Source organism: Corynebacterium sp. HMSC071F07 (assembly GCF_001810285.1).
In the GTDB taxonomy this organism is placed as follows: domain Bacteria; phylum Actinomycetota; class Actinomycetes; order Mycobacteriales; family Mycobacteriaceae; genus Corynebacterium; species Corynebacterium simulans.
This window is the reverse complement of record NZ_KV800715.1, coordinates 192,153-216,009: the sequence shown is the minus strand read 5'-3', so window position 1 is coordinate 216,009 and position 23,857 is coordinate 192,153. Positions and strand designations below refer to the sequence as shown.

The 23,857-nt window shown below is 58.2% G+C and carries 21 protein-coding genes and 1 pseudogene; all 22 read right to left on the bottom strand.

The window, feature by feature from the left end; all coding sequences use genetic code 11:
* Positions 1 to 297: 297 nt before the first annotated feature.
* On the bottom strand, positions 298 to 1,557 hold the full coding sequence (gene tyrS, locus HMPREF2724_RS10540) for a tyrosine--tRNA ligase (protein ID WP_061922618.1): 1,260 nt from the start codon (positions 1,555 to 1,557) through the stop codon (positions 298 to 300).
* A gap of 47 nt (positions 1,558 to 1,604) precedes the next feature.
* Positions 1,605 to 1,790, bottom strand: a complete 186-nt coding sequence (locus HMPREF2724_RS10535; RefSeq protein ID WP_061922621.1) for a Trm112 family protein — start codon at positions 1,788 to 1,790, stop codon at positions 1,605 to 1,607.
* Positions 1,791 to 1,902: 112 nt separating this feature from the next.
* Positions 1,903 to 3,336 carry an argininosuccinate lyase gene (argH, locus tag HMPREF2724_RS10530; protein ID WP_061922624.1) on the bottom strand — a complete coding sequence of 478 codons (1,434 nt, stop codon included), beginning with the start codon at positions 3,334 to 3,336 and terminating at the stop codon, positions 1,903 to 1,905.
* Positions 3,336 to 4,553 (bottom strand): argininosuccinate synthase, encoded by a 1,218-nt coding sequence (locus HMPREF2724_RS10525; protein WP_070498538.1) that lies wholly within the window; start codon positions 4,551 to 4,553, stop codon positions 3,336 to 3,338. The genes argH and HMPREF2724_RS10525 overlap by 1 nt, the downstream gene beginning before the upstream one ends.
* Before the next feature lie 62 nt (positions 4,554 to 4,615).
* Positions 4,616 to 5,128 carry an arginine repressor gene (locus tag HMPREF2724_RS10520; RefSeq protein ID WP_256374596.1) on the bottom strand — a complete coding sequence of 171 codons (513 nt, stop codon included), beginning with the start codon at positions 5,126 to 5,128 and terminating at the stop codon, positions 4,616 to 4,618.
* 107 nt (positions 5,129 to 5,235) lie between these two features.
* On the bottom strand, positions 5,236 to 6,207 hold the full coding sequence (locus tag HMPREF2724_RS10515; protein WP_141748375.1) for a lactate/malate family dehydrogenase: 972 nt from the start codon (positions 6,205 to 6,207) through the stop codon (positions 5,236 to 5,238).
* 38 nt (positions 6,208 to 6,245) lie between these two features.
* Positions 6,246 to 7,421 carry an acetylornithine transaminase gene (locus HMPREF2724_RS10510; protein WP_070588525.1) on the bottom strand — a complete coding sequence of 392 codons (1,176 nt, stop codon included), beginning with the start codon at positions 7,419 to 7,421 and terminating at the stop codon, positions 6,246 to 6,248.
* Positions 7,418 to 8,349: pseudogene (gene argB / locus HMPREF2724_RS10505) on the bottom strand (acetylglutamate kinase). The gene HMPREF2724_RS10510 and the pseudogene argB overlap by 4 nt, the downstream one beginning before the upstream one ends.
* Positions 8,350 to 8,378: 29 nt before the next feature.
* Positions 8,379 to 9,545: a bifunctional glutamate N-acetyltransferase/amino-acid acetyltransferase ArgJ gene (gene argJ, locus HMPREF2724_RS10500; protein ID WP_235591044.1), complete on the bottom strand. Its 1,167-nt coding sequence runs from the start codon at positions 9,543 to 9,545 to the stop codon at positions 8,379 to 8,381.
* A 72-nt stretch (positions 9,546 to 9,617) separates the two neighbouring features.
* A complete protein-coding gene (gene argC / locus HMPREF2724_RS10495) occupies positions 9,618 to 10,691 on the bottom strand; it encodes an N-acetyl-gamma-glutamyl-phosphate reductase (RefSeq protein WP_070588524.1) in 1,074 nt (357 codons plus the stop codon).
* A gap of 174 nt (positions 10,692 to 10,865) precedes the next feature.
* Complete coding sequence (locus tag HMPREF2724_RS10490; RefSeq protein ID WP_062038954.1) at positions 10,866 to 12,434, bottom strand: YfcC family protein; 1,569 nt, start codon at positions 12,432 to 12,434, stop codon at positions 10,866 to 10,868.
* 73 nt (positions 12,435 to 12,507) lie between these two features.
* The gene (arcC, locus tag HMPREF2724_RS10485) at positions 12,508 to 13,443 is read right to left on the bottom strand and encodes a carbamate kinase (protein ID WP_070588523.1); all 936 of its coding nucleotides are present in this window, start codon (positions 13,441 to 13,443) and stop codon (positions 12,508 to 12,510) included.
* Positions 13,444 to 13,476: 33 nt separating this feature from the next.
* Entirely contained in the window at positions 13,477 to 14,472 is a 996-nt protein-coding gene (gene argF, locus HMPREF2724_RS10480) for an ornithine carbamoyltransferase (protein WP_070498545.1), read from the bottom strand.
* A gap of 349 nt (positions 14,473 to 14,821) precedes the next feature.
* Positions 14,822 to 15,802 carry a helix-turn-helix transcriptional regulator gene (locus HMPREF2724_RS10475; protein WP_070498547.1) on the bottom strand — a complete coding sequence of 327 codons (981 nt, stop codon included), beginning with the start codon at positions 15,800 to 15,802 and terminating at the stop codon, positions 14,822 to 14,824.
* Between the two features lie 176 nt (positions 15,803 to 15,978).
* On the bottom strand, positions 15,979 to 18,507 hold the full coding sequence (gene pheT / locus HMPREF2724_RS10470; protein ID WP_070588519.1) for a phenylalanine--tRNA ligase subunit beta: 2,529 nt from the start codon (positions 18,505 to 18,507) through the stop codon (positions 15,979 to 15,981).
* Positions 18,508 to 18,543: 36 nt separating this feature from the next.
* Positions 18,544 to 19,590, bottom strand: coding sequence for a phenylalanine--tRNA ligase subunit alpha (pheS, locus tag HMPREF2724_RS10465; protein WP_070433183.1), 1,047 nt, complete (start codon positions 19,588 to 19,590; stop codon positions 18,544 to 18,546).
* Between the two features lie 86 nt (positions 19,591 to 19,676).
* Positions 19,677 to 20,477: a TrmH family RNA methyltransferase gene (locus tag HMPREF2724_RS10460; protein ID WP_070588516.1), complete on the bottom strand. Its 801-nt coding sequence runs from the start codon at positions 20,475 to 20,477 to the stop codon at positions 19,677 to 19,679.
* A 150-nt stretch (positions 20,478 to 20,627) separates the two neighbouring features.
* A complete protein-coding gene (locus HMPREF2724_RS10455) occupies positions 20,628 to 21,059 on the bottom strand; it encodes a TM2 domain-containing protein (RefSeq protein ID WP_070588513.1) in 432 nt (143 codons plus the stop codon).
* A 254-nt stretch (positions 21,060 to 21,313) separates the two neighbouring features.
* Positions 21,314 to 21,697 carry a 50S ribosomal protein L20 gene (rplT, locus tag HMPREF2724_RS10450; protein ID WP_061922666.1) on the bottom strand — a complete coding sequence of 128 codons (384 nt, stop codon included), beginning with the start codon at positions 21,695 to 21,697 and terminating at the stop codon, positions 21,314 to 21,316.
* 54 nt (positions 21,698 to 21,751) lie between these two features.
* The gene (gene rpmI, locus HMPREF2724_RS10445; RefSeq protein ID WP_046646844.1) at positions 21,752 to 21,946 is read right to left on the bottom strand and encodes a 50S ribosomal protein L35; all 195 of its coding nucleotides are present in this window, start codon (positions 21,944 to 21,946) and stop codon (positions 21,752 to 21,754) included.
* Positions 21,947 to 21,982: 36 nt separating this feature from the next.
* Positions 21,983 to 22,504 (bottom strand): translation initiation factor IF-3, encoded by a 522-nt coding sequence (infC, locus tag HMPREF2724_RS10440; protein WP_082778602.1) that lies wholly within the window; start codon positions 22,502 to 22,504, stop codon positions 21,983 to 21,985.
* Positions 22,505 to 22,808: 304 nt separating this feature from the next.
* Positions 22,809 to 23,857, bottom strand: a 1,049-nt coding sequence (locus HMPREF2724_RS13325; RefSeq protein ID WP_246818248.1) for an ATP-binding cassette domain-containing protein, incomplete at its 5' end; no start/stop codon positions are given.

The following is a 23,857-nucleotide window of genomic DNA, read 5'->3' as shown; positions in this document are numbered from 1 at the left end:
AATCACAATCAACCACACAATGCAGAAAAAGTACATCGGCACACTATTGAGTTCTCAGACATCATTCGCATTAGTTCAACAACATTTAACCTGCTGTTTCTCTAAGCGACTGGAGTTCATACTTTAGCTAACAAGTCGATATCTTGTCAACCAAGAGTTAATCTCTCCGCCGACCGCTTGTCGCGGCGACTTCGATAAATATACGCACGCCCCTAAAGGTTGACAAATCGCCAGGTCAAACACGAAAACCGCCCACCTTTGGTGGACGGTTCTCACGACTTGTCGCGCTAGAGGCCTTTAAGCCAGGCGTGCGCCCGCAAAGTTCTTCTTGCCGCGGCGTAGGACGAGCCAGGTGCCATGCAGTAGGTCCTCTGCTGCAGGCTCCCAGTCATCCGATTCAATGCGCTGGTTGTTGACGTAAGCGCCACCTTCCTTAATGGTGCGGCGTGCAGCGCCCTTGGAGTCAGCCAGACCAGAAGCCACCAGAAGGTCAACGATGGTCCGCGGCTCGCCTTCCGTAATCTCAGCGACTGTGGTTTCAGACAACGCACCCGCCAGGGTCTTTTCATCCAGTTCTTTAAGCTCCGCCTTACCGAAGAGTGCCTGGGCAGCAAGCTCGACTGCCTTGGTTGCCTCTTCACCATGAACCATGTTGGTCATCTCCTGAGCCAGGCGACGCTGCGCAGCGCGCTTGTATGGCTCTTCCGCCACGGCCTTCTCGTACTCCGCGATTTCTTCCTGAGTCAGGAAGGTGAACCAACGCAGGTAGTCAATGACGACAGAGTCGCCAGCGTTAAGGAAGTACTGGTACCAGGAGTAAGCAGAGGTCTTTTCAGGATCCAGCCACAACTTGCCGCCGCCGGTGGACTTACCGAACTTCTGGCCTTGGGCGTCGGTAACGAGCGGAACGGTGAGCGCATGGACCTTAGCGTTATCCATGCGACGGTTCAGATCGACACCAGAGACAATGTTGCCCCACTGATCGCCGCCGCCGATCTGCAGCACGCAGTCGTATTCACGGTGCAGGTGTACGTAGTCGTTGGACTGCAAAAGCATGTAGGAGAACTCGGTGTAGGAAATTCCGTCGGATTCCAAGCGGCGCTTGACGGTATCGCGGTCAAGCATCGTGTTCAGCGAAAAGTTCTTTCCGATATCACGCAGGAAGTCGATAACGGAAAGGTTCATGGTCCAATCAGCGTTGTTAACCATGATGGCGGCGTTCTCGCCTTCGAAGTCCACAAAACGACGCAGCTGCTTCTGGATTGCCTGCAGGTTCTGCTCGATGACGTCCATGCTGAGCATGGAACGCTCGCCGACGTCGCGTGGGTCACCAATAGTGCCGGTCGCACCACCAGCAACGGTGATCGGACGGTGGCCAAATTCCTGGAAGCGGCGCAGCATAATCATCGGCACTAGGTGCCCTGCGTGAAGGGAATCCCCCGTCGGGTCGAAACCGCAGTACAGGGTAATCGGCTTTTCGCACTCTTCGCGCAGTGCGTCGAGGTCGGTGGACTGGTTGATGAGGCCGCGCCAAGACAGCTCGTCAATAATGTTCATAAAGGTCTTCCTAATTTCTTCCTAGATTCGAGGTGCAGAAAAGTTTGTTAGGCCTCTGCTTGTGCAGGCCATGCTTTTGCGTGATCAGCTAGCATCACTGGGATGTCGTCCTCGATGGGATAGGCAATGCCGAGACGCTCATTGACCAGAACCTGTGCATCCTCGTTATAGGTCAGCGGCCCTTTATCTTGGGGGCAGACCAAAATCTCTAGAAGTTGTGGATCAAGACTCATGGCGTTAATCCTACACTCGGCGCTTCGGCCGGCGGCTCCAACCCAGCGATGCGAAATGCACAAGCGAAAAGCCGGCCGTCTTCACTCCCTGAAGATGACCGGCTCCACTGGCTTAAGCTTCTGGGATCACCGAAGCCTGTGCCCATTTCTTAAATTCCGCGGCAATCTCGTCAACGCGTTCACGCTGTTCAGCGACCCGCATACCTGCGGTTCCACCCTTGGTAGAACGCGAGGCCACCGCACCATCGATGGTGAGTACGTCACGCACTGCAGGGAGCAAGCGCTTATCGACGCCGGCGAGCTCCTCATCGCTGAGGTCCACCAGGTCCACTCCCCTTGCCTCGGCAATCTGAACGCACGCGCCCGAAGCCTCATGTGCCTCGCGGAACGGAACGCCTTGGCGAACCATCCACTCGGCGAGGTCCGTTGCCAGAGTGAATCCACGTGGGGCAAGCTCACGCATGCGGTCTTCGTGGAATTCCAAGGTAGAAACCAGGCCGGTCATGGCTGGCAGCAGCAGATTGAGCTGCGCCACCGAGTCAACAATCGGCTCTTTATCCTCTTGCAGGTCACGGTTATAGGCCAAAGGCTGTGCCTTCAGTGTGGCCAGCAATCCGGAAAGGTTGCCAATGAGGCGGCCCGTCTTACCACGGGTTAGCTCCGCAACATCGGGATTCTTCTTCTGCGGCATGATGGAAGAACCGGTCGACCAAGCATCATCCAGGGTGACGTAACCGTATTCCGGAGTGCACCAATAGATGATTTCTTCCGCCAGGCGAGACATATCGACCGCGATCTGTGCCAAGACGAAAGCTGCCTCCGAGGCAAAGTCACGCGATGAGGTTCCGTCCAGAGAGTTCTCCGCAGCAGAATCGAAGCCCAGCTCCGTAGCTATTGCCTCTGGGTCGAGGTGCAGCGAAGAACCCGCAAGCGCGCCAGAGCCATAAGGCGATACAGCAAGGCGCTTGTCCAGATCCTTTAAGCGATCGACGTCGCGAAGCAAAGGTTGCGCGTGCGCCAGCAGCTGGTGTGCCAACAAGATCGGCTGCGCTGCCTGCGAGTGAGTCTTACCCGGCATGATTGCCTCCGGGTGCGCTGCTGCCTGCTGAGACAAAGCATCCACCAGGTCAGTGACCTGCAGAGCAATATCGCGAATGGCATCGCGGACCCACATGCGAAACAGGGTTGCTACCTGGTCGTTGCGGGAACGACCCGCGCGCAGGCGGCCGCCGACCTCAGGCCCGACGATGTCGATAAGCCCGCGCTCCATCGCACCGTGGACGTCCTCGTCGGTGGGCAACGGGCGAAACTCGCCGGAGGCTACCTTCTCCCCCAGCTGTGTCAGGCCATCGAGCATGGTCTGCAGGTCGGCGTCGGAAAGCAGGCCTGCTTTGTGCAGCACCTTGGCGTGTGCCTTGGAAGCCAGGACATCATATGGCGCCAAGACCCAGTCGAAGTGAGTAGATACGGACAGGGCAAACATTGCCTCGGACGGGCCGCCGGTAAAGCGGCCGCCCCACAATGCGCCCTCGTTAGTCTTATGCATTATTTCTTTCCGGTTGGGAAGCCGCCGTCGCGGTCACGCTGGTTGGAGATCTGGGTGGACAAGCCGTGCAGCTGGACAAAGCCCTTGGCCGCGGACTGATCGAAGGCGTCGCCAGTGTCATAGGTGGCCAAGTCGAAGGAGTACAGAGACTCACCCGAGCGGCGACCATTGACAGTTGCGGTGCCGGCGTGGAGAACCATGCGGATATCGCCGGTGACGTTCTCCTGGGAGGACTCGATGAAGGCGTCCAGGGAACGCTTCAGCGGCGAGTACCAGAGGCCGTCGTAGACCTCTTCGCTCCAGCGAGCGTCGGTCAGGCGCTTATAACGTGCGAGCTCACGCTCGACGGTGACATCCTCCAGCGCCTCGTGAGCCTTGATGAGCACCATGGCCCCCGGGGCCTCGTAGACCTCGCGGGACTTGATGCCCACGAGCCGGTCCTCAACCATGTCGAGACGGCCGACGCCTTGTGCACCCGCGCGGCGATTGAGCTCTTCGATTGCTTCCAGAACGGTCACCGGCTTGCCGTCGATGGCGACGGGCTTGCCTTTTTCAAAGGAAATGATGACCTCATCGGGGGCGTTACCCAATGCCGGATCCTCGGTGTAGGCGTAAAGATCCTTTGTTGGCGGATTCCACAGATCCTCCAAAAAGCCGGTTTCTACCGCCCGGCCCCACACGTTTTGGTCAATAGAAAATGGCGAGGATGCGGACTGCTCAATCGGGAGGTTGATCTCCTCTGCGAAGGCGATTGCCTTGTCACGAGTCCAGGCGTAGTCACGCGCTGGCGCGATGATCTCTAGCGAAGGATCGAGTGCGCGGAAGGAAACCTCGAAGCGGACCTGATCGTTACCTTTACCAGTGCAACCGTGGGAAACGTGTGTTCCGCCGTGCTCCTGCGCAGCTTTCACGAGGTGCTTGGTGATAAGCGGGCGGGAAATCGCAGAAACGAGCGGGTACTGCTTCATGTACATGCCGTTAGCCTTGATGGTAGGCAGGCAGTACTCTTCTGCGAATTCATCCTTCGCGTCAATAACGATGGACTCGACCGCGCCGCAATCGAGGGCGCGTTGGCGTACCGACTCCATATTCTCGCCACCCTGGCCAAGGTCAAGAGAAACAGCAACAACGTCACCGCCGGTCATCTTAGCCAGGTAAGGGATCGCCACGGACGTATCCAGCCCGCCGGAATAAGCCAGTACAACACGTGCGCTCATAATCATTCTCCTTAGGTTATCTTCGAGCTACCGTTAATATTATACGATAGAACGTATAAAACCTAAACGTCGCGTGATGTGAGCTTCTTCGCAAGTTCCTCGCCGGTGGTCGACTCGCGGGCGAGGACGAAAATAGTGTCGTCACCAGCAATACAGCCGGCTACATCGCTCAAACCAACGCGGTCAATAAAGGAAGCCAAATACTGCGCAGCGCCGGCTGGAGTGCGCAGCATGGCGATGTTTCCTGAATGATCATGCGAGACAACAAGTTCGTCGAGCATGCGGCGCAGCTTCTCGCGGGGTCCGTTAAGCTGGTCTTCGAATTGCTCCAGCTCGCCGCCGACCATATAGAAGGAACGCCCGCCACCGCGCTTTACTTTCTTCGCACCAAGCTCGTCAAGATCGCGCGAAAGGGTTGCCTGGGTAATGTCGATTCCTTCATCAAGCAGCAGCTCAGAAAGCTGCACCTGGCTGGTGACGCGGGTGCGATCCAGAATTTCCAGGATCTTGGCTTGGCGCGCATTGCGCGTGGTCGGCGTCGTTGTCATCGCTAAAGAATTCTCCTTAAAACTCATGCCGGCAATCCGATATCCTCAAATGCACTAAGTCTTAGTGCATTAAATTCGCTTTCAAGCATAAACCTTCAGCGTGAAGGATTCCGGAATTGTCCCGGCGGGCGCCATTAACCTTGCGCACGCTCGAAAGTTGCGCGGATATAGCTTGCGGACTCAGCCAACTTCTGGGTCTCCCATTCATTGAGCTTGGGGGCCAAGCGCTTTTCGACTCCACCGCGGCCGACAACCGATGGCATGGAAAGCGCAACATCGTCGATGCCGTATTCCCCCTCCAGCATGGAGCAGACCGGATGAACCGCCTTCTCATCCAGCATGATCGATCGCGCAATCGCTACCGCGGAACGTGCCACACCAGCGTCGGTCCAGCCCTTTGCATTGAAGACGTCGTAGGCCGCCCCGACGACGGTTTCTTTGAGCTCTTCCTTACCTGGTAGCGAGCCGTGATGGAGCTCTTCAAGTTCTTCCCAGCCCAAGCCTTGGACGTTCAGTTTCGACAGCACTGGGAAGGCAGTCATGCCGTGTTCACCCATCATGTAACCGGTGACAGACTTGGGATCGATACCGAGCTCGCGCCCTACAGCCCAGCGCAGACGCGCTGAATCGAGCATGGTACCGGTACCAAAGAGTAGCTCGCGCGGGGAGTCGAACTCGCGGTGCGCAAGGGTAACCATTGCGTCCAAAGGATTGGTGATAAACAGGATGACCGCTTCACGCGTATGGGCAGTGATGCCTTCCATGACGTTGCGAATAACGTGGCCGGAAGAAACTGCCAACTCGGCACGGTCAGGAGCAGAACCCGGATTGTCCGGGTCCGGCTGCATGGACGCACCGGCAGATACGATGATGAGATCAGCATCGGCGCAGTCCTCGTAGGTACCGGCGTGGACGTGGATATGGTCAACGCCAGGCACGCCGGTGGATTGATCATGGTCCAGCGCCTCACCGTGTGCCACCTTATCGTTGACATCGATTGCGGCGATATCCGCGAAAAGGCCAGACTCCATGGCATAAGCAAGGACCGAGGATCCAACGTGACCCAGGCCAATACAAACAAGCTTTGTGGTGTTTAGGTTCTTCATATTCCCGAGCATAAACCTCACGCCGGACACGTGGTGCTTTAGCTGACGGTGGCGTCGGAAAACGCCAGCGCAAAGCGGTTAACCGCGGCGTCCAGCTCTGCCTCTTCAATCACCAGCGGCGGCGTCAAACGCACGACGGAATCATTCGGCGCATTCACAATTACTCCGTGCTTGAAGCCGGCGCTGACCACCTGTTTAGCCACAGGGCGTTCCAGAACCACGCCCAACATCAGGCCGCGACCGCGCACTTCTACTACGCCAGGCAACGCAGCTACGCGTTCTGCGAGCCGCTCTCCCTTGTTGCGTACCTCAGCAATGAACGCGGCATCGATAGTGTCCAGTACCGCATTTGCCGCCGCACACACAACGGGATTGCCGCCAAAGGTCGTGCCGTGGCTACCCGGAGTAAGCAAATCCTTCGCCGCGCCCCGTACGATGGTCGCGCCGATGGGCAGGCCTGCCCCCAAGCCTTTGGCCATGGTGATCACATCGGGCAAAATTCCCGCGGACTGGAAAGCGAAGAAGTCACCGGTACGCCCGACGCCAGTCTGAACCTCATCAACAATCAAGAGGAGCCCGTATTCATCGCATAACTGGCGCACCTTAACCAGAAATCCAGACGGCGCGGGAATCACTCCGGTCTCGCCTTGGATAGGCTCCAAAATGATTGCCGCGGTATTGGCTGGGTCCTGTTCCACCAATGTGCGCAGATATTCAATGTCGCCATAGGGATAAAATTCCACGCCAGCTGGCAGCGGCTCGAAAGGCGCTCGTTTGCCCGGCTGCCCCGTCATCACGAGCGCGCCCATCGTACGCCCGTGGAACCCGTGGTGCGCCGCCAGCACCCGCTTCTTTCCAGTCAAGCGCGCTACCTTGAATGCGGCCTCGTTGGCCTCGGTACCGGAGTTGCAGAAGAATACCCGGGCATCGCTATCGCCCACCCGAGCCTTGAGCTTCTGCGCAACCTCAACCACAGGCTCGCTAGCAAAAAGGTTGGATACGTGCGCCAACTTAGCCACCTGCTGGCTTACCGCCTGAACTACGGCAGGATGCCCGTAGCCTAGTGAATTGACCGCAATGCCGGCCAGCATGTCGATGTAGGACTTTCCCTCTTCATCAACCACGGTAGATCCTGCACCTGAGACCAATCCGAGCGGCGGAGCGCCGTAGGTATTCGTGATCGCCTCGTTCCACTGCTTTATAAGCGAAGTCATGCGTTATCGTCCTTTCTAAAGACCGTTCCTTCCGGATAATCAGCGCGGTCATAGTTATCAGGCAGAATCATCGTTCCGATGCCGCCGGAGGTCAGCAGCTCTAGGACCACCGCATGCTCGGTGCGGCCATCGATAACGTGTGCCGCATTTACCCCTGCCTCCACTGCTTTAAGACAGGCCTCCATCTTGGGGATCATCCCGCTGCCTAAGGTGGGCAAGAGCTGCGAAAGCTTGCTGCACTCAATCTTGGAGACCAAAGAATCGGAATCTGGCCAGTCGGTATAAAGGCCCTCCACGTTGGTTAGGACCACGAGCCTTTCCGCGTCCACAGCGCTAGCGAGCGCACCCGCCGCGGTATCTGCATTAACGTTATAAACCTCGCCATCCCTACCGGGCGCAATGGTTGACACAACGGGAATCCTTCCTGCATCCACGATGTCCATCAAGGCTTCGGGGTTGACATCAGTAATATCGCCGACCAAACCGATGTTTGTCAGCTGCCCATCGATGTTGACAAGGCGCTTTTGGGCGCGAAATAGTCCTGCGTCCTCGCCCGAGGTGCCCACCGCGTAGGGCCCGTGGGAGTTGATAAGGTTGACCAATCCCCTGCCCACCTGTCCAAACAAGACCATCCGTACGACCTCCATAACCTCCGGGGTGGTTACCCGAAAGCCACCTTTGAATTCCCCCTCGATGCCGAGCCTGCCCAGCATCTGGTTGATCTGCGGGCCGCCGCCGTGGACGACAATCGGCTTCGCGCCCACCGCGCGCAGAAACACCATGTCTGCCGCGAACGCCCCTTGAGCCGCTCATCCACCATGGCGTTGCCGCCATATTTCACCACGACTATTTTGTCGCGATAATGCTGGAGCCACGGCAGTGCCTCCGCCAAGACCGTGGCCCGCTCCACGTTCGTTAAAGTCTGCATAGTCTCCTCGCCTTGCCTATTCCCCGAAGCTAAGAGCTATAGGCCGAGTTGATTTCGACGTACTGATGAGACAGATCCGTAGTCCGTACAAATGCTCGGCCTGGCCCGTTAAGGCCTAAGTGAACGTGGACGTCAATATCGATTCCTGAAAGGTCCACCTCGCGCGCGCCGGGCGCGCCCGTGGAGTTGATACAGACAGGCTGATTGTTGAAGGCAACAGAAATGTTTTCCGGATCCATATCTGCGTCCGCCATGCCTACTGCCGCCAGGACGCGGCCCCAATTGGGATCGGAGCCAAACATCGCACACTTGAAAAGGTTATCCCGGCCCAGCGTCCGCGCAGCGGCAAGCGCCTGTGCATCGTCAGTGGTGCCCTCGACGGTGATTTTGACGCGCTTGGTCACCCCTTCCGCGTCGGCCTGCAGCTGGTCCGCAATGTCGGCGCAGGCTTTAAGAACAGCATCGTCGAGCTCTTCCTGCGAAGGCTCGATGCCCGATGCACCATTTGCCAAGATGATGACGGTGTCATTAGTCGAGGTCGAGCCATCAATATCTAAGGTATTGAAGGTCGCATCGCATGCACTGTGCAGCGCTTGCTGCAGCGCGGCAGGCGTGGCCGCGGCGTCGGTTGTCAGGCACACGAGCATCGTTGCAAGCGAGGGCGCCATCATGCCCACGCCCTTGCCCATCGCACCCAAAGTCCATCCACCACCGTGCACCACAGCTTCCTTCGCCACGGTATCGGTGGTCATTATCGCCTCGGCGGCAGCGTGACCTCCTTCTGAGCTGAGTTGCCCCACGACGCCGCGAACGCCGCCCAATGTTTTATTCATCGGCAAAGGCTCGCCAATCAGCCCTGTGGAGCATACAGCGATATCTTGCCCGACAATTCCAGTTAGAGCAGCAAGTTCATCCACCATGGCTTGGGCATCTTTGTCGCCTTGCTTCCCGTTACAGGCGTTGGCGTTGCCCGAGTTATACAACACGGCCCTTACCTGCCCGTCTGCGACGGCGGCCTTGGAAAGTTTTACCGGTGAGGCAACGACCCGGTTGCGGGTAAATACCGCCGCTGCATTAAAATGTGGGCCTTGATTTACAACGAGCGCCATATCTGATTTTCCAGATGGCTTAATCCCAGCAGTGGTTGCTCCCGCCACAAAACCTTTCGGCGCGGTAACGCCAGTTGGTTTGGTCACGGGCACTCCTGGCGTGGTGGGTGATAGTGACATGATCTTCTCCTAATTAAAAAGGTGGCTATTAATAACCGCCTAGGGCGCGACGGCCGCTTGTGGCAGGCCGGCGGCTTCTTCAAGCCCTAGCGCGAGATTCATACATTGAACGGCGGCACCGGCGGTGCCCTTGGTCAGATTGTCGAGCGCAACAGTGATGAGCAATCGTCGGGCACGACCGTCCACATGAGCGTGGATATGCACCATGTTGGAGCCCACTACGTTCTGCGTTTCTGGCTGGATTCCTTCTGGCAAAACCAAGCAAAAAGGCTCGTCCTTGTAGAAGTCCGCGAAGGCTTTGTGCACCTGGGAGGCATCCACTCCTCCGGCAAGAGGAGCGCTGATAGTGGCCAAAATCCCCCGCACCAGCGGGGCCAAGACCGGAGTAAAGCTGAGGTTGAGCTCAGCGTCACCGTGCACGAAAGGCGCCAGGTTCTGCACCATCTCCGGGGTATGGCGGTGCGTGCCGCCCGGCGAATAGGCGCGCAAACTGCCCATGGTCTCAGTACCAAGCAACCCCACTGCGGCCTTCTTGCCTGCGCCGGAAACGCCAGTAACCGCAACCACGTTGAGCTCAGGTTCGATGAGCTCCTGCGCCAAGGCCGGCACAGCACCCAAAGTCACGGCGGTGGGAAAGCATCCCGGCACCGCTACCTGCGATGCCCCCTGCAGCTGTGCGCGATTTCCAGGCAGCTCTGGGATGCCATAGGGCCATGCGCCCGCGTAATCCCCACCATAGAACTCCCGCCAGTCCTCTTCGCTCCGGAGGCGGAAATCGGCCGCGCAATCAATCAACACCGGCACGGCGACGCCGGTGCTTTGCGACGCCGCCTCAATCTCCCGCGCCAACTTCGCCGAGTGTCCGTGCGGCAGCGCCAGGAAGACCACCGAATGCCCAAGCAGGTTTTCCGCCGCAATGTCTTGAATAGTATTCCCCCACACCTGCGGCGCATTTGGCACGACCTGCGCCACCGGTTGCCCGGCTGTGGAGTGCCCACAGAGGGCGCCAATCCGCAGCTTACCGGACAAATATGCTGGATGGGACAAGAGCAGGCGCAGAATCTCGCCGCCTGCATATCCGGAAACGCCCGCGATGGCTACTGAAATACTCATGCGGGAAACAATAACAAGTTATGCAAGGCGCCGCAATATATACGAGGAGTCTTTTATATCGCTCCAAAACGCAAAGTGCCTCCCGCGGCCCTCCTCTAACAATTGAGTGGAGAAGAAAGCCAAGCGGGAGGCACTAAACACTGAGCCTGAGGGCCTCCACCCTCGAGCCACAGCTTAGGAGTAAATCAGCACCTGAGTTACCAGCATGATGCCGCCGAAGACCAGAAGGAAGACCATCATCGGCCAGACGAAGCGCAGCCAGTGCGTGTACTTCATCTTCAGCATCTGCAGCGTTGCCATGACCAGGCCGGTCGGGCAGATGAACAGCATTGCATACTGTCCCCACTGATAAGCACAGACCACAATCCAACGGTCGATGCCCACCGTATCTGCCAGCGGCGCCATAATCGGCATGGACAGCACAGCTAGGCCGGAGGAGGAAGGAACAACGAAGCCCAGCAGGAAGAAGATGATCATCAGCATGATGATGAAGACTGGACCATGCATTCCCTCAACCAGGTTGGTTGCAGAGTTCAGCAGTGTATCGGAGATATGACCATCATTGAGCACCAGGTTGATGCCGCGGGCCAGACCGATAATCAGGGAAACGCCGACCAGGCTGGAAGCACCCTCAGTGAAGGCGTCGCAAAGCTCAGCTTCGCCCAAGCGATTCTCACCGGTTGCCGCAATGAACATGATGGCCAGGGCCACCGTGAGGAATGCGGCCGCCATCGTTGGGAACCACCAGCCCTGGGACATAACACCCCAGACCATCAACGGGAACGCGATAGCGAAGAGGATGAGGATGACCTTCTGACGAAGGTCGAACTTCTTAACGTCACCGGTGGCGTCCATGGACCACTGGCCCTCAAAGACTTCCTTATCCTCCAGGACATAGGAGAAGTTCGGGTCTGCCTTGAGGCGACGCGCATACCAAGCCATGTAGCTAATCACCACGATGCCGCCGACGACACAGCCGACCAGACGCCATACGATGCCGTCTGTGAAGTTGATACCCGCCGCGTTCGACGCGATAACAACCGAGAACGGGTTAATCGTAGAGAACGCCGTACCCATGGAACCTGCCAGGAAGATGGCGCCCACCACGACGATGGCGTCATAGCCTAGCGAGATAAAGATTGGGGCGAGGATTGGGTAAAAAGCAACAGCTTCCTCCTCCAGGCCACAGGCGGAACCGCCCATGACCATCAGCACGGAGACCACGACGACGAGCAGGAACTCGTGCCCCTTCGTCTTCTTGGTCAGTGCGACCAGGCCCGACTCGAAAGCGCCCGTTGCGCGGACCACGCCAATGAGGCCGCCCAGCACGAGGATGAACACGATGATGTCAACAGCCTCAATGGTGCCCTGCACCATGCTGACCGGGATATCCCACAGACCAGCCGGGTTCTGCGTGACATGCTCATAAGTGCCCGGGACGGAAACTGCCTGCGTCAGTGCACCAGAGGTGAACTGATCGATGTTGATCTGCACGCCCAAGCTATCGAGAGTCTTTTGCGTAGCGTCCAGAACGTCGACCGAACCATCAGGATTGGTCACGTTCAGCTTGCCCGAGTCAGGGTCATACATCAGCTTCGAATACGAGCCTGCCGGAACCAGCCAGGTGGCGATTGCGGAAATAACCGTCAGGGCAAACAGAATCGTAAAAGCAGACGGAACTGAGAAGTGGAACCTCCGCCTCTTCTTGCGGTCTGTATCCTTCTCTTTCATTGGCGCGGTCATGGCGCCTTCCTTTCATGTCATAAAAGGCCGGGGAAGCCAGCACATACTGTCTTACCCGGCCAATAAACTTCTCCTAAGAGGTTATAACGGTTCCGACGGAACCAGTCATGGCTTCACCGGCATGTTCGAGCGAGGTGATGATTGCTCGACGGCCGGCGCCCGAACGGGCGAACTCCAAGCATGCTTCCACCTTCGGCAGCATTGAGCCTGGTGCAAAGGCTGCATCATCAATCAGCTTCTCTACCTCGTCAACGGTGACCTTCTCCAGAGCCTTTTGTTCTGGGGTGTTAAAGCCGGCGTAGGCGTAGTCAACTGCGGTGAGAATCAACAGGGTGTCTGCCTCAATCTGCTGAGCGATAAGAGCCGCGGTGCGGTCCTTATCGATGACTGCGGTGACACCGCTGAGCTGGCCTTCCTTGCGGACGACTGGGATGCCGCCGCCACCGGCTGCGATGGCAATGCCACCGGAGCCCAGGATGTTGGCGATGCTCCTTGCCTCTACAACCTCGATAGGAAGTGGCGAGGCAATGACCCAACGCCAGCCGCGGCCGGAATCCTCGACGTAGGTGTTGCCGGTTTCCTTAGCCAACCGCTTTGCCTCTTCCTCGCTGTAGTACACACCGATGGGCTTGGTTGGGTTATCAAAAGCCGGGTCCTTTTCGTCGACAACCGTCTGCGTGATGAGGGAATAGCAGTCGCGCTCTAGGTTCCGCATGCGCAGCACATTCTCAATGGCCTGCTGGAGGTGGTATCCGATGTAGCCTTCGGACATTGCACCGCACTCGGCGAAAGGAATCTCTGGCGTGGTTCCCTGCTGGTGTGAGAAGTCGGAGGAAACCTTGATCATGCCAACCTGTGGACCGTTGCCGTGGGTAACCACGACCTCGTGGCCGGCCTCGATGAGGTCAACGATTGAGTCGGCGGTCTGGCGGATTGCTTCCAGCTGCTCGGTTGGGGTGTTTCCAAGGGCGTTGCCACCTAGGGCAACGACAACACGTCGCTTATCCATTGCACTTTCTCCTGATGAAAAGACCTTGATTTTCTAGGACAAGGTGGCGTACATGACCGCCTTGATGGTGTGCAGACGATTCTCTGCCTCATCGAAGACCTTGGAGTAAGCGGACTCGAAGACCTCGTCGGAGACCTCCATCTCGCTAACTCCGAGCTTCTCGGAGATTTCCTTGCCAATAACGGTCTTGACGTCGTGGAAGGAAGGCAGGCAGTGCATGAAGATGGCGTCGTCGGCAGCCATTGCCATGACATCCTTGGTGACACGGTATGGCTCGAGCAGCTTGACGCGCTCCTCCCAGAGCTCAGCTGGCTCACCCATGGACAGCCAGATGTCGGTGTAGATGACGTGAGCGTCGGTGCAGGCTTCCTTGACGTCTTCGGTCAGGGTGACGGAGCCGCCGGTCTCGGCTGCAATCTTGGTGCACTCCTCGACCAGGCCATCTTCTGGCATCTGTGCCTTCGGGCCACAAGCGACGAAGTGCATGCCGAGCTTTGCACAGACAACCATGAGGGAGTTTGCAACGTTGTTGCCTGCATCGCCCATGAAGACCAGCTTCAGACCCTTCAGGCCCTGTGGGAAGTTCTCCTCTACAGTGAGCATGTCTGCAATCATCTGGGTTGGGTGGAACTCGGTGGTCAGGCCGTTCCAAACTGGAACGCCTGCGTTTGCGCCCAAGTCCTCAACAATTTCCTGAGCGAAGCCGCGGTACTCGATGCCGTCATACATGCGGCCTAGCACGCGAGCGGTGTCCTCGATGGACTCCTTCTTGCCCATCTGCGAGCTATCCGGTGCCAAGTAGGTAACGCCCATGCCGAGGTCGGAGCCGGCAACCTCGAATGCACAGCGGGTACGGGTCGAGGTCTTCTCGAAGAGGAGGGCGATGTTCTTGCCCTCGAGGTAGCGGTGCGGCACACCGGCCATCTTCATTTCTTTGAATTGCTTGGAGAGGCGGATAAGGTAGCGAATCTCGTCTGGGGTGTAGTCCAAAAGCTTGAGGAAGTTACGTCCGCTGAGGCTTACTGGCATTGTTGCCAACTCCTTTCTTTAATAGGGCCTTTTACCCTATTTTCACTCCGGCTACTCCCCTTCAATTCACGCTCATGGGGTGCGCCGGCCGAACCCGGAAGCCTTGTGCTTCTCATCTGAAGTTCTGGCTTTATCGTGACTCGATTTCCCCACCCGAGCAAGCGCTAATCGAGTTAATTTTTCATTAAATCCGGCGTTGGCCGCCACTAAACCCGATTTAAACCGCCTTTGAAGTGCAGGTTTCCACGCAAGGTTTAGATTGTGACATCCATCTCTTTTCCTAGAGACGGTAGCACAACGTACAAATTCACCCGGTTTAAACCGCTACCCAAACGCGAACAAAAGCCGGTTACATTACCCCTGACCAGTACCCCTCAACCAATAGGTCACGAGACTCGTAGGATGACTTTTTTAAAATATTGTGAACGTGGACCTTTACGGTAGAAAGCGAGATGCCGAGTTCGTCCGCGATTTCGCGATTGCTCTTGCGGGCAAGCACCAGGCCGGCCACTTCACGCTCGCGCTTCGAAAGGCCATGGGCCTCCGAAAAGCGCTCAAGGCTGCGCTCATGAAAGTCATCCGTTGCCGCATCTGCGATTGGCTTAACCGCCGCATCCGCACCAACGTGGCGCAGAACCACTCGCGCATGAGAGATGACCGCCCAGCCGATGGCAACGATCAGAACGTTTTCCATAAAATTGCGCTCCGGCAAGAATGAGAGCACATCGGGCCCGGCAGCCTCCCAGTCAAAGATGAGCTGATAGTAAACGTTCTCTGCCACCACCAGCACGGCACAGATAGCGACCTGGAAGAAGAGATGGCGGTAGGAATAAAGGCGTGCGCGCTCCGCGGGATCATTCGCGCGCAAGTAGCAGCCAAAGCCATAGCAAAGCAGAAATGCCAGCGTGATAGGCCGCATGTTGAAGAAAAAGAACTGGCGTAGTGCCGGGTCCTCTACTGCCCACAAGGCCGCGACGCTGCCTATCAGGAACAGCCCGACGCAGGCATGCGGCAGAAAGCGCCAGCCATTTAAGTAGCGCTGCACCACGATGGCCATCACAGCCATCATCACGCCACCCAGCAATATCGACTCGAAAGGCGCCGTAATTGCGTAAACAGAAACCTCACGGTTAGCCATTCCGCCGTGGATGAACTGCGTTCGAAAGACAAGCGCTATATCGAAGGCATAGACACCGAAGAATACCGCCAACAGTTTAAAAACCTGGGAGCGGGTGGCCACCAGGCATCCCACGCAGACGCCGGCGACCAGGACGCTGGCTAGCAGCATGCAGATAGTGAAATAGAAGACGGCATACTCTAGCACCAGCACCTACTTTCCCAGCAGCGAGAGAGAAACTGCCGGCCTTAAGTCACGTTCAATAGCGGGAGTAAGTTTAGCTCACAAGGTTAAGGATTCATTAAAAAAGGGCCGCGCAGCCACCCCATAGAAAAGGTGATCTGCGCGGCCCTTTTACGACGAGCTAGAGTTCGGCAGCTGAACCGAGCTTAAGCGCGCATCTGAGCGCCCAATCGCTGCTCGGCGAGCTGTGCGGCAGCCAGGCGGTGCTCGTTTGCTTCCTCGTCGGTCAGCGTGCGGTCGGAGGCACGGAAGATCAGCTGGAAGGCGAGTGACTTTTTGGCCTCACCGAGCTGCTCGCCGCGGAAGACGTCGAAAAGCTCAACGCCCTCGAGAAGTTCGCCGGCGCCTTCCTCCACGACCTTACGCACCGACTCAGCAGGAGTGTCTTCGTCGACTACCAACGCGATGTCTTGGTGAAGTGCCGGGAATGCAGACAGAACCGGAGCTGGGAACATCTCCTCAGTAGGCAGCGCGTTTACATCCATCTCCATCGCGCAAGTCCGCGCCGGCAGGTTCAGTGCCTCGAGGACCTCTGGATGTAGCTCGCCTGCATGGCCCACGACGATGCTCTCGCCGCCCACAACAGCCTTAATCGCTGCGCAACGGCCCGGGTGCCACGGCAGCTCGGAGGCAGCCACTACCTCGATCTCTACGCCGGCCGCGCGAGCGACCAGGCGCGCAGACTCAATGGCATCGGCGTAGGTGTAGACGCGGCCCTTGCCCCATGGGCCCTCGTGCTCGACGTTGCCGGTAGCAACGGTAGCCACGTGCAGCGGCTGATGCGGAAGGGAGTCGCGCAGCTCCTGAACGACGGCGTCGCTTGGACGCTCCTCAACGGAAGGCATTGCGGAAGCATCCGCACGCTTGAAGGAAACCTGCTGCAGGCCGTACAGCGCGAGGTCATTACGGCCACGAGCAACGTTGCGTGCAACTGCTTCGAGCATGTTCGGCAGCAAGGTGGTGCTCAGAATTGCCTTATCTGACTCGAGCGGGTTCTGCACGGAAACGGTCTTGCGGCGCTCGTCATCGCCTTCCAGGCCCCAGACATCGAATGTGTTGTTGGCGATGAACGGCGAAGGCAGCACCTCAGCGTAGCCTGCATATGCCAGGCCGTGACCGATAGCGCGGCGACGCTTCTGAGCCGGGGTCAGACCACGGCCACCAACTGGGGTCGGCAGGATGGTCGGGATATCTTCCAAGCCCTCCAGACGCAGAACCTCTTCGATGAGGTCAACGTCCATGGTGATGTCGGTGCGCCAGGTAGCCGGAGTAACCAGCAGGTTGTCACCAGACTCCTCAACCTCGCAGCCCACCTCTTGCAGACGGCTCACGATGGTCTCGCGGGAGTAGTCAACACCGGCGTACTCGCTCGGCTTGGTAGCGCGCATGGTGATCTGCTGCGGACGAGCGACCTCGCCGACCAGGGTGCGGCCGGCCTCGATGGTGCCGCCAGCGATCTGCACGAGCAGTGCACAGGCGACGTCGAGTGCAACCTCAACGATTGCCGGGTCTACGCCTCGCTCGAAGCGGCGGGATGCCTCTGAGGAGAGCTTGTGGCGGCGCGAGGTGCGAGCCACGGTGATGGAATCCCAGTTTGCGGCCTCGAAGTAGACGTTGGTGGTGCCGTTTTCGCCCTCGGTAATCTCCGAGCTCGTTCCGCCCATCACACCGGCCAGGGACTGGATGTTGTTGTCATCGCAGATGACTACATCCTCGGCGTCGAGGGTGCGCTCGACGTGGTCGAGGGTCTCGAACTTCTCCCCTGCCTGCGCGTTACGTACAACAAGGTCACCAGAAATCTGATCGGCGTCGAAAGCGTGCATCGGCTGGCCGAGCAGCAGCATGACGTAGTTGGTTACGTCGGTTGCTGGGTTAACAGGGCGTTGGCCTGCCAACATGAGCTCGCGCTCCATCCAGAACGGAGTGCGCGCGGTCGGGTCAATGCCAGTGACCTTCCGCAGGCCAAAGCGCTGTGCCTTGGTTTCCTCGCGCAGGTCAACGTTGATGAGGGTGCCGCTAGCCTCCGGCACGGCGCTGACATCGATGCCAGCAACGGATGGGTCCTGCGCCGGGCAAGCGTAATCAAGGCCGAAGGCAGAGGCAACCTCGCTGCCGAGGCCGCGCAGGGAAAGCGCGTAGCCACGGTCCGGAGTGATGTTGACGTCGAAGACAGTATCGTCCAGTCCCAAGAATGGACGGGCATCCTGGCCGACTTTGTCCGCGAACTCCTCGCTCAAGGTGATGATGCCATCGGACTTCTCAGCGATGCCCAACTCGGCCGCGGAGCACATCATGCCCGCAGAGATCTTGCCGTAGGTCTCACGTGCGGAGATCTTGAAGCCGCCTGGCAACTCAGCACCTGGCAGGGAAACTACGACGTAGTCCCCCAAACGGAAGTTACGAGCGCCGCAGATGATGCCTTGGAGCTCGCCGGTGCCGTTAGCATCGCCGACATTGATCTGGCAGTAGCGGATGGGCTTCTTGAAGCCCTCGAGCTCCTCGAAGGAGTCAACGTGGCCGATAACGAGCGGGCCGGTGATTTCCGGCAGTCCCTCGTAGCCCTCGGTCTCAAAGCCGACGCGAACGAAACCAGCGTCGAGTTCTTCCGGAGTGACGGACCAGCCGGGATTTTTCGCGCCAAGCAACCTGGTTACCCAGCTCTGGGAAATAAGCATTGTGTCTAGATTCCTTCCTAATTGCGGGGTAAACGGTTATGCCTGGACGCCGAACGGCAGGGTGAAACGAACGTCGCCTTCGACCATGTCGCGCATATCGGTCAGGCCGTTGCGGAACTGCAGGGTGCGCTCCAGGCCCATGCCGAAAGCAAATCCGGTGTATTCCTCCGGGTCAACTCCCACTGCTCGCAGGACGTTCGGGTTGACCATGCCGCAGCCGCCCCACTCGATCCAACCAGCGCCGCCCTTCTTGTTCGGGAACCAGACGTCAACCTCAGCGGAAGGCTCGGTGAATGGGAAGTAGTTGGTGCGCATGCGCGTCTTGGTCTCTGGACCAAACAGCACCTTCGCCAGGTGATCCAGAGTGCCGCGCAGGTGTGCCATGGTAAGCCCCTTGTCCACTGCCAGGCCTTCGACCTGGTGAAAGACTGGAGTGTGGGTGGCATCGAGCTCGTCGGTACGGAAGACACGGCCCGGGCAAGCAATGTAGAGCGGAACATCGCGGTCCAACATGGTGCGTACCTGCACCGGCGAGGTGTGCGTACGCAGAACCTGACGGGAGTCTTCCTTACCCACGTGGAAGGTATCCTGCAGGGTACGTGCCGGGTGGTCAGGCTTGAAGTTCAGTGCGTCGAAGTTAAAGTACTCAGCCTCAACCTCAGGCCCCTCGGCGATCTCCCAGCCCATGCCAACAAAGATGTCGGCAATGCGCTCCGAAAGCGCGGTGATTGGGTGAAGCGCACCGGTCTGGTTGCGGGTGGTCGGGATGGTCACGTCAACGGTTTCTGCCGCCAGCTGTGCCTTCCGGGCCTCTGCTTCCAGCTGCTGCTGGACCTGGGCAAAGCGCTTTTCGACGCGCCCGCGCGCCATGTTGACGTTCTTGCCTGCGTCTTTGCGCTGGTCCTTTGGCAGGCTGCCAAGCATGGTGCGTGCCTGTGGGATATAGCCCTGCTCGCCCAAGTGCTCACGGCGAGCGGCAGCCAGCTCATCGAGGCTTGTAGCAGCGTCAAATGCAGCTATGGCGGAATCGGCAGCCGCGCCCAGCGCGGCTTCGGTCAATTCGATCTGAGATGTGTCGGACACGTGCCTTGAAACCTTCTTCTTGCGCGAGAACTAACGGCGCTAATCATACCGTAGTGACCGTCACAAGAAGCCAGCAGGGGCACCAGCTAGCGGCTATGAGACTTCGCGGATTCGTAAAGGCAGATAGACGCGGCGGTGGCGAGATTCAGCGACTCCGCGCGGCCCAAAATAGGAATGCGCACGCGCATGTCTGCCTCGTCGAGCAGCTCCCCTAGCCCGTGTGCCTCGTTGCCAAATAGCCACGCGGTGGGCTGGCTGAGATCTGCCTCGGCAAGGTCGACCTCGCCGTCGGCTGCGGTGGCAAGAATCTGCATGCCGGACTTGCGCAACTGCCCCAGGACGTCCTTGATGTTAGGGTCGCGCGCAACGGGAACGTGGAAGAGCGAACCTGCTGAGGAACGCGCCACCTTGCAGCCCAGGGGATCCACGGTCTCGCCGGCGAAGATGACGCCGTCGGCGCCCATGGCGTCAGAAGTCCTGATCAGGGTACCCGCGTTGCCTGGCTCCGAGGTCAAGACCGGAACCGAGACCAGACGTGGTTTGGCGTTGAGAATCTTGCCCACTGACCACAGCACCGGCTTGCAGAGCGCAAAGAGCCCGGCGGTGCTTGCGGTATCGGACATATGGCGCGCTGCTTTATCCGTGATGGGATGGACGTAGACATCCATGTAGCCGGCAGCGGTGACAATGTCTGCGAAACGCTCGGCTGCCTTCTCGGTGACGAAGACATCGGTTGCGGCACCGGTGGATACTGCCGCGTCCACCGCATTTTCGCCCTCAATGATGAACTGCTTGGCCTTGCGCCTATTGGCTGCGCGGTGCAGCTTGACCGCATTAACGATGCGCGGGGTTCTCTCAGTAAAAGCAGATTCAAAGTCCAATTCCATAGACCCCAATCTAGCAGCGCATACGGCCCACGCACCAAAAGGATTAAGCCACACCCAAAAAGCATCAAAAGCCCCAGAAAACCACCAAACCCACCACAGCAAAAGCCGTAGTGGGCAAGTATTAGAGCGCGGGCTTAAGTGAGCAAACGCTTAGCGACGCAGCGGAATGCCGCGGCCATCGCGGTCGTAGCCGCCGGCACCAGCGATGATCATGATGAACTCGACGAATGCCCAGATCTCGAGGGCGCCACCGATGAAAAAGCCGATGATCACGATGAGGGTCACAGCGGAAACCACGAAGGTAATCAGCTGTGCGATACCGCGGTTGGTCTTGCCCAAATAGAAGTTGTGTGCGCCCAAGTATCCGAAGAAGAAAGCCAGCAGCATCGCTGCAACCCAGGACTTCTGCTCAACGCCTGCTGGGTACTGCTGAACTGGGTAGGCCTGGCCGAACTGTGGCTGACCGCCCTGGTATGGAGCAGGCGTAGGAGCGTTATTGTTGAACTGCTGCGGCTGCTGGCCAAACGGGTTCTGCGGCTGGTTGCCGTAGCCTTGAGGGGTTCCGTTGTTTGGATAGGTCATAGAAGGCTCCTGAGAAATGGGCAAAAGATGAAAAGGAGTACACGCCGGAAAAGTCCGCGCCGTGTGTCACAGACAAATTAGCACGAGCTAACTGCGATTTCCTAGATGGGTATAGATAGCTGGGGAAAAATCCCCAAACAGCTAGACGCGCAGACAACACAACATAAAAGCTCCCCCTACCCTTTCACGCCAAAATTGACGGAAAGTAGTAGCGGGAGCTTTAAAAGCAATACGCTTTGCGCTTACCTATTTAATTAGGCAGCCTTCGGAGCGTTGATGTCCTCCGGCAGAGCAGCCTTGGCGGCCTCGCACAGTGCGGAGAACGCCTCGAAGTCGTTGACTGCGAGCTCAGCGAGGATCTTACGGTCAACCTCGATCTCAGCCAGGCGCAGGCCGTGGATGAGGCGGTTGTAGGTGATGTCGTTCATGCGGGCAGCGGCGTTGATGCGCTGGATCCACAGCTTACGGAACTCAGACTTACGGGCGCGACGATCGCGGTAAGCGTAAGTCATGGAGTGCAGCCACTGCTCCTTAGCCTTACGGTACAGGCGGGAACGCTGGCCGCGGTAGCCCTTAGCGGACTTCAGAATCGCGCGACGCTTCTTCTTGGCGTTAACTGAGCGCTTTACTCGTGCCACAGTATTACTTCCTTATCTTGTGTGGGTCTAGTAAGTGGGTTGATTCGGCGCTAATTAGGAGCGGCCGAGCAGGCGCTTTACGCGCTTGACGTCGGAAGGTGCAACGTCCTTGGTGCCCTTAAGACGACGGGTCTGCTTGGATGGCTTGCCCTCCAGCAGGTGGCGGCGGCCAGCCTGCTCACGGCGCAGCTTGCCGGAACCGGTCACCTTGATGCGCTTGGCGGTGCCCTTGTGGGTCTTCTGCTTCATGAGAATTAAGTCCTTAAATCCTAAGTGGAGTTTGGTCTACTTCTTGCCCTTGCGGACGGGTCCCAGAACCATGGTCATGTTGCGACCATCCTGCTTGGGGCGGGACTCGACGGAGCCGTACTCAGCGACATCCTCGGCGAGGCGCTCCAACAGGCGGAAACCAAGCTCCGGACGCGACTGCTCGCGGCCACGGAACATGATGGTTACCTTGACCTTGGAACCCTTCTCCAGGAAGCGCACCACGTTGCCCTTCTTGGTCTCATAATCGTGATCATCGATCTTCGGACGGAACTTCTGTTCCTTGACCACAGTCTGCTGTTGGTTCTTGCGGGCTTCGCGAGCCTTCTGAGCCTGCTCGTACTTAAACTTTCCGTAGTCCATAATCTTGGCTACGGGCGGCTTTGCATTAGGTGCAACCTCAACAAGATCAAGGTCTGCTTCATATGCAAGCTTGCGAGCATCATCAGTACGGACGATGCCCACCTGTTCACCACCGGGGCCAACTAGACGGACCTCGGGTACTCGGATGCGCTCATTGATGCGAGCTTCAGCGCTGATTGTGGTTCTCCTCGATTAAGGGGGTGGGTTAGTGATGTGCCTACCGAGACCACAAACGAAAAACCCGGTCTGCCATAAGGCAGCCGGGAGTTCTCACAAAAATGCCGAGGTATTAACCTCAACCCTTTTACCTTTATCCTTCGAACCAAAGAGATTCGCGGCTTCAGGTGGGAGAAACTCCGCTTGTGACCCGTGACCTCCTGGAGAAGGCCCTACGGGCGGTAGTGCTGATTAGTATAACCCCCACTTCCCGCAGAGCCAAATCGCCACGCGCAACTAATTGCGCGCTCACTGCCAGAGGCGACTACAGGAGCTCCTTCAGGAACTGGCCTGTATAGGAGCCTTCCACCTTTGCGACATCTTCTGGTGTGCCCTCGGCTACGACGCGACCGCCGCCATTTCCGCCTTCGGGGCCCATGTCCACGATCCAGTCAGCGGCCTTAATCACGTCAAGGTTGTGCTCGATGATAAGAACCGAATTACCCTTGTCCACCAGCCCTTGGATAACCAGCATGAGCTTGCGAATGTCTTCGAAGTGCAGGCCCGTGGTTGGCTCGTCCAGAATGTAGACGGTGCGCCCCTTGGTGCGTTTTTGCAGCTCAGCAGCAAGCTTTACGCGCTGCGCCTCGCCGCCAGACAGCGTGGTGGCCGCTTGACCCAGGCGAACATAACCCAGTCCGACGTCGACAAGCGTGGCGAGGTAACGGTGAATCGAGGTGATCGGCTCGAAGAACTCGGCGGCCTCGGAGATAGGCATATTGAGGACCTCAGCGATGTTCTTGCCCTTGTAGAGGACCTCCAGGGTTTCACGGTTATAGCGCGCACCCTCACAGACCTCACACGGGACATAAACGTCCGGCAGGAAGTTCATCTCGATCTTCAACGTGCCGTCACCCTGGCAGGCCTCGCAGCGACCACCCTTGACGTTAAAGGAGAAACGGCCTGGCTTGTATCCGCGCACCTTTGCCTCTTGGGTCTCCGCAAAGAGGTTGCGAATCTTGTCGAATACACCGGTGTAGGTAGCCGGGTTGGAACGCGGGGTACGGCCGATCGGGCTCTGGTCCACCTGCACCAGCTTGTCGAGGTGCTCGACGCCCTCGACGCGCTTGGCGCGGCCTGGCACCTGGCGCGCACGGTTGAGCTTGTTGGACAGCGTCTTTGCCAGAATCTGGTTGACCACAGTGGACTTGCCAGAACCCGATACACCGGTGATGCAGCAAAGCACGCCCAGCGGGATCTCAACGTCGATGCCCTTCAAGTTGTTTTCCCGAGCGCCGACTACCTTGAGCTTGCGTTCAGGGTCAATCTCACGACGCTTATCCGGCACCGCCAGCACACGCTTGCCAGACAGAT

Bases quoted from the DNA above. Each gene is read 5' to 3' on its own strand.
- tyrS (WP_061922618.1), bottom strand. From the start codon at position 1,557: ATGAACATTATTGACGAGCTGTCTTGGCGCGGCCTCATCAACCAGTCC.
- HMPREF2724_RS10535 (WP_061922621.1), bottom strand. From the start codon at position 1,790: ATGAGTCTTGATCCACAACTTCTAGAGATTTTGGTCTGCCCCCAAGAT.
- argH (WP_061922624.1), bottom strand. From the start codon at position 3,336: ATGCATAAGACTAACGAGGGCGCATTGTGGGGCGGCCGCTTTACCGGC.
- HMPREF2724_RS10525 (WP_070498538.1), bottom strand. From the start codon at position 4,553: ATGAGCGCACGTGTTGTACTGGCTTATTCCGGCGGGCTGGATACGTCC.
- HMPREF2724_RS10520 (WP_256374596.1), bottom strand. From the start codon at position 5,128: ATGAGTTTTAAGGAGAATTCTTTAGCGATGACAACGACGCCGACCACG.
- HMPREF2724_RS10515 (WP_141748375.1), bottom strand. From the start codon at position 6,207: ATGAAGAACCTAAACACCACAAAGCTTGTTTGTATTGGCCTGGGTCAC.
- HMPREF2724_RS10510 (WP_070588525.1), bottom strand. From the start codon at position 7,421: ATGACTTCGCTTATAAAGCAGTGGAACGAGGCGATCACGAATACCTAC.
- argC (WP_070588524.1), bottom strand. From the start codon at position 10,691: ATGAGTATTTCAGTAGCCATCGCGGGCGTTTCCGGATATGCAGGCGGC.
- HMPREF2724_RS10490 (WP_062038954.1), bottom strand. From the start codon at position 12,434: ATGACCGCGCCAATGAAAGAGAAGGATACAGACCGCAAGAAGAGGCGG.
- arcC (WP_070588523.1), bottom strand. From the start codon at position 13,443: ATGGATAAGCGACGTGTTGTCGTTGCCCTAGGTGGCAACGCCCTTGGA.
- argF (WP_070498545.1), bottom strand. From the start codon at position 14,472: ATGCCAGTAAGCCTCAGCGGACGTAACTTCCTCAAGCTTTTGGACTAC.
- pheT (WP_070588519.1), bottom strand. From the start codon at position 18,507: ATGCTTATTTCCCAGAGCTGGGTAACCAGGTTGCTTGGCGCGAAAAAT.
- HMPREF2724_RS10460 (WP_070588516.1), bottom strand. From the start codon at position 20,477: ATGGAATTGGACTTTGAATCTGCTTTTACTGAGAGAACCCCGCGCATC.
- HMPREF2724_RS10455 (WP_070588513.1), bottom strand. From the start codon at position 21,059: ATGACCTATCCAAACAACGGAACCCCTCAAGGCTACGGCAACCAGCCG.
- rpmI (WP_046646844.1), bottom strand. From the start codon at position 21,946: ATGAAGCAGAAGACCCACAAGGGCACCGCCAAGCGCATCAAGGTGACC.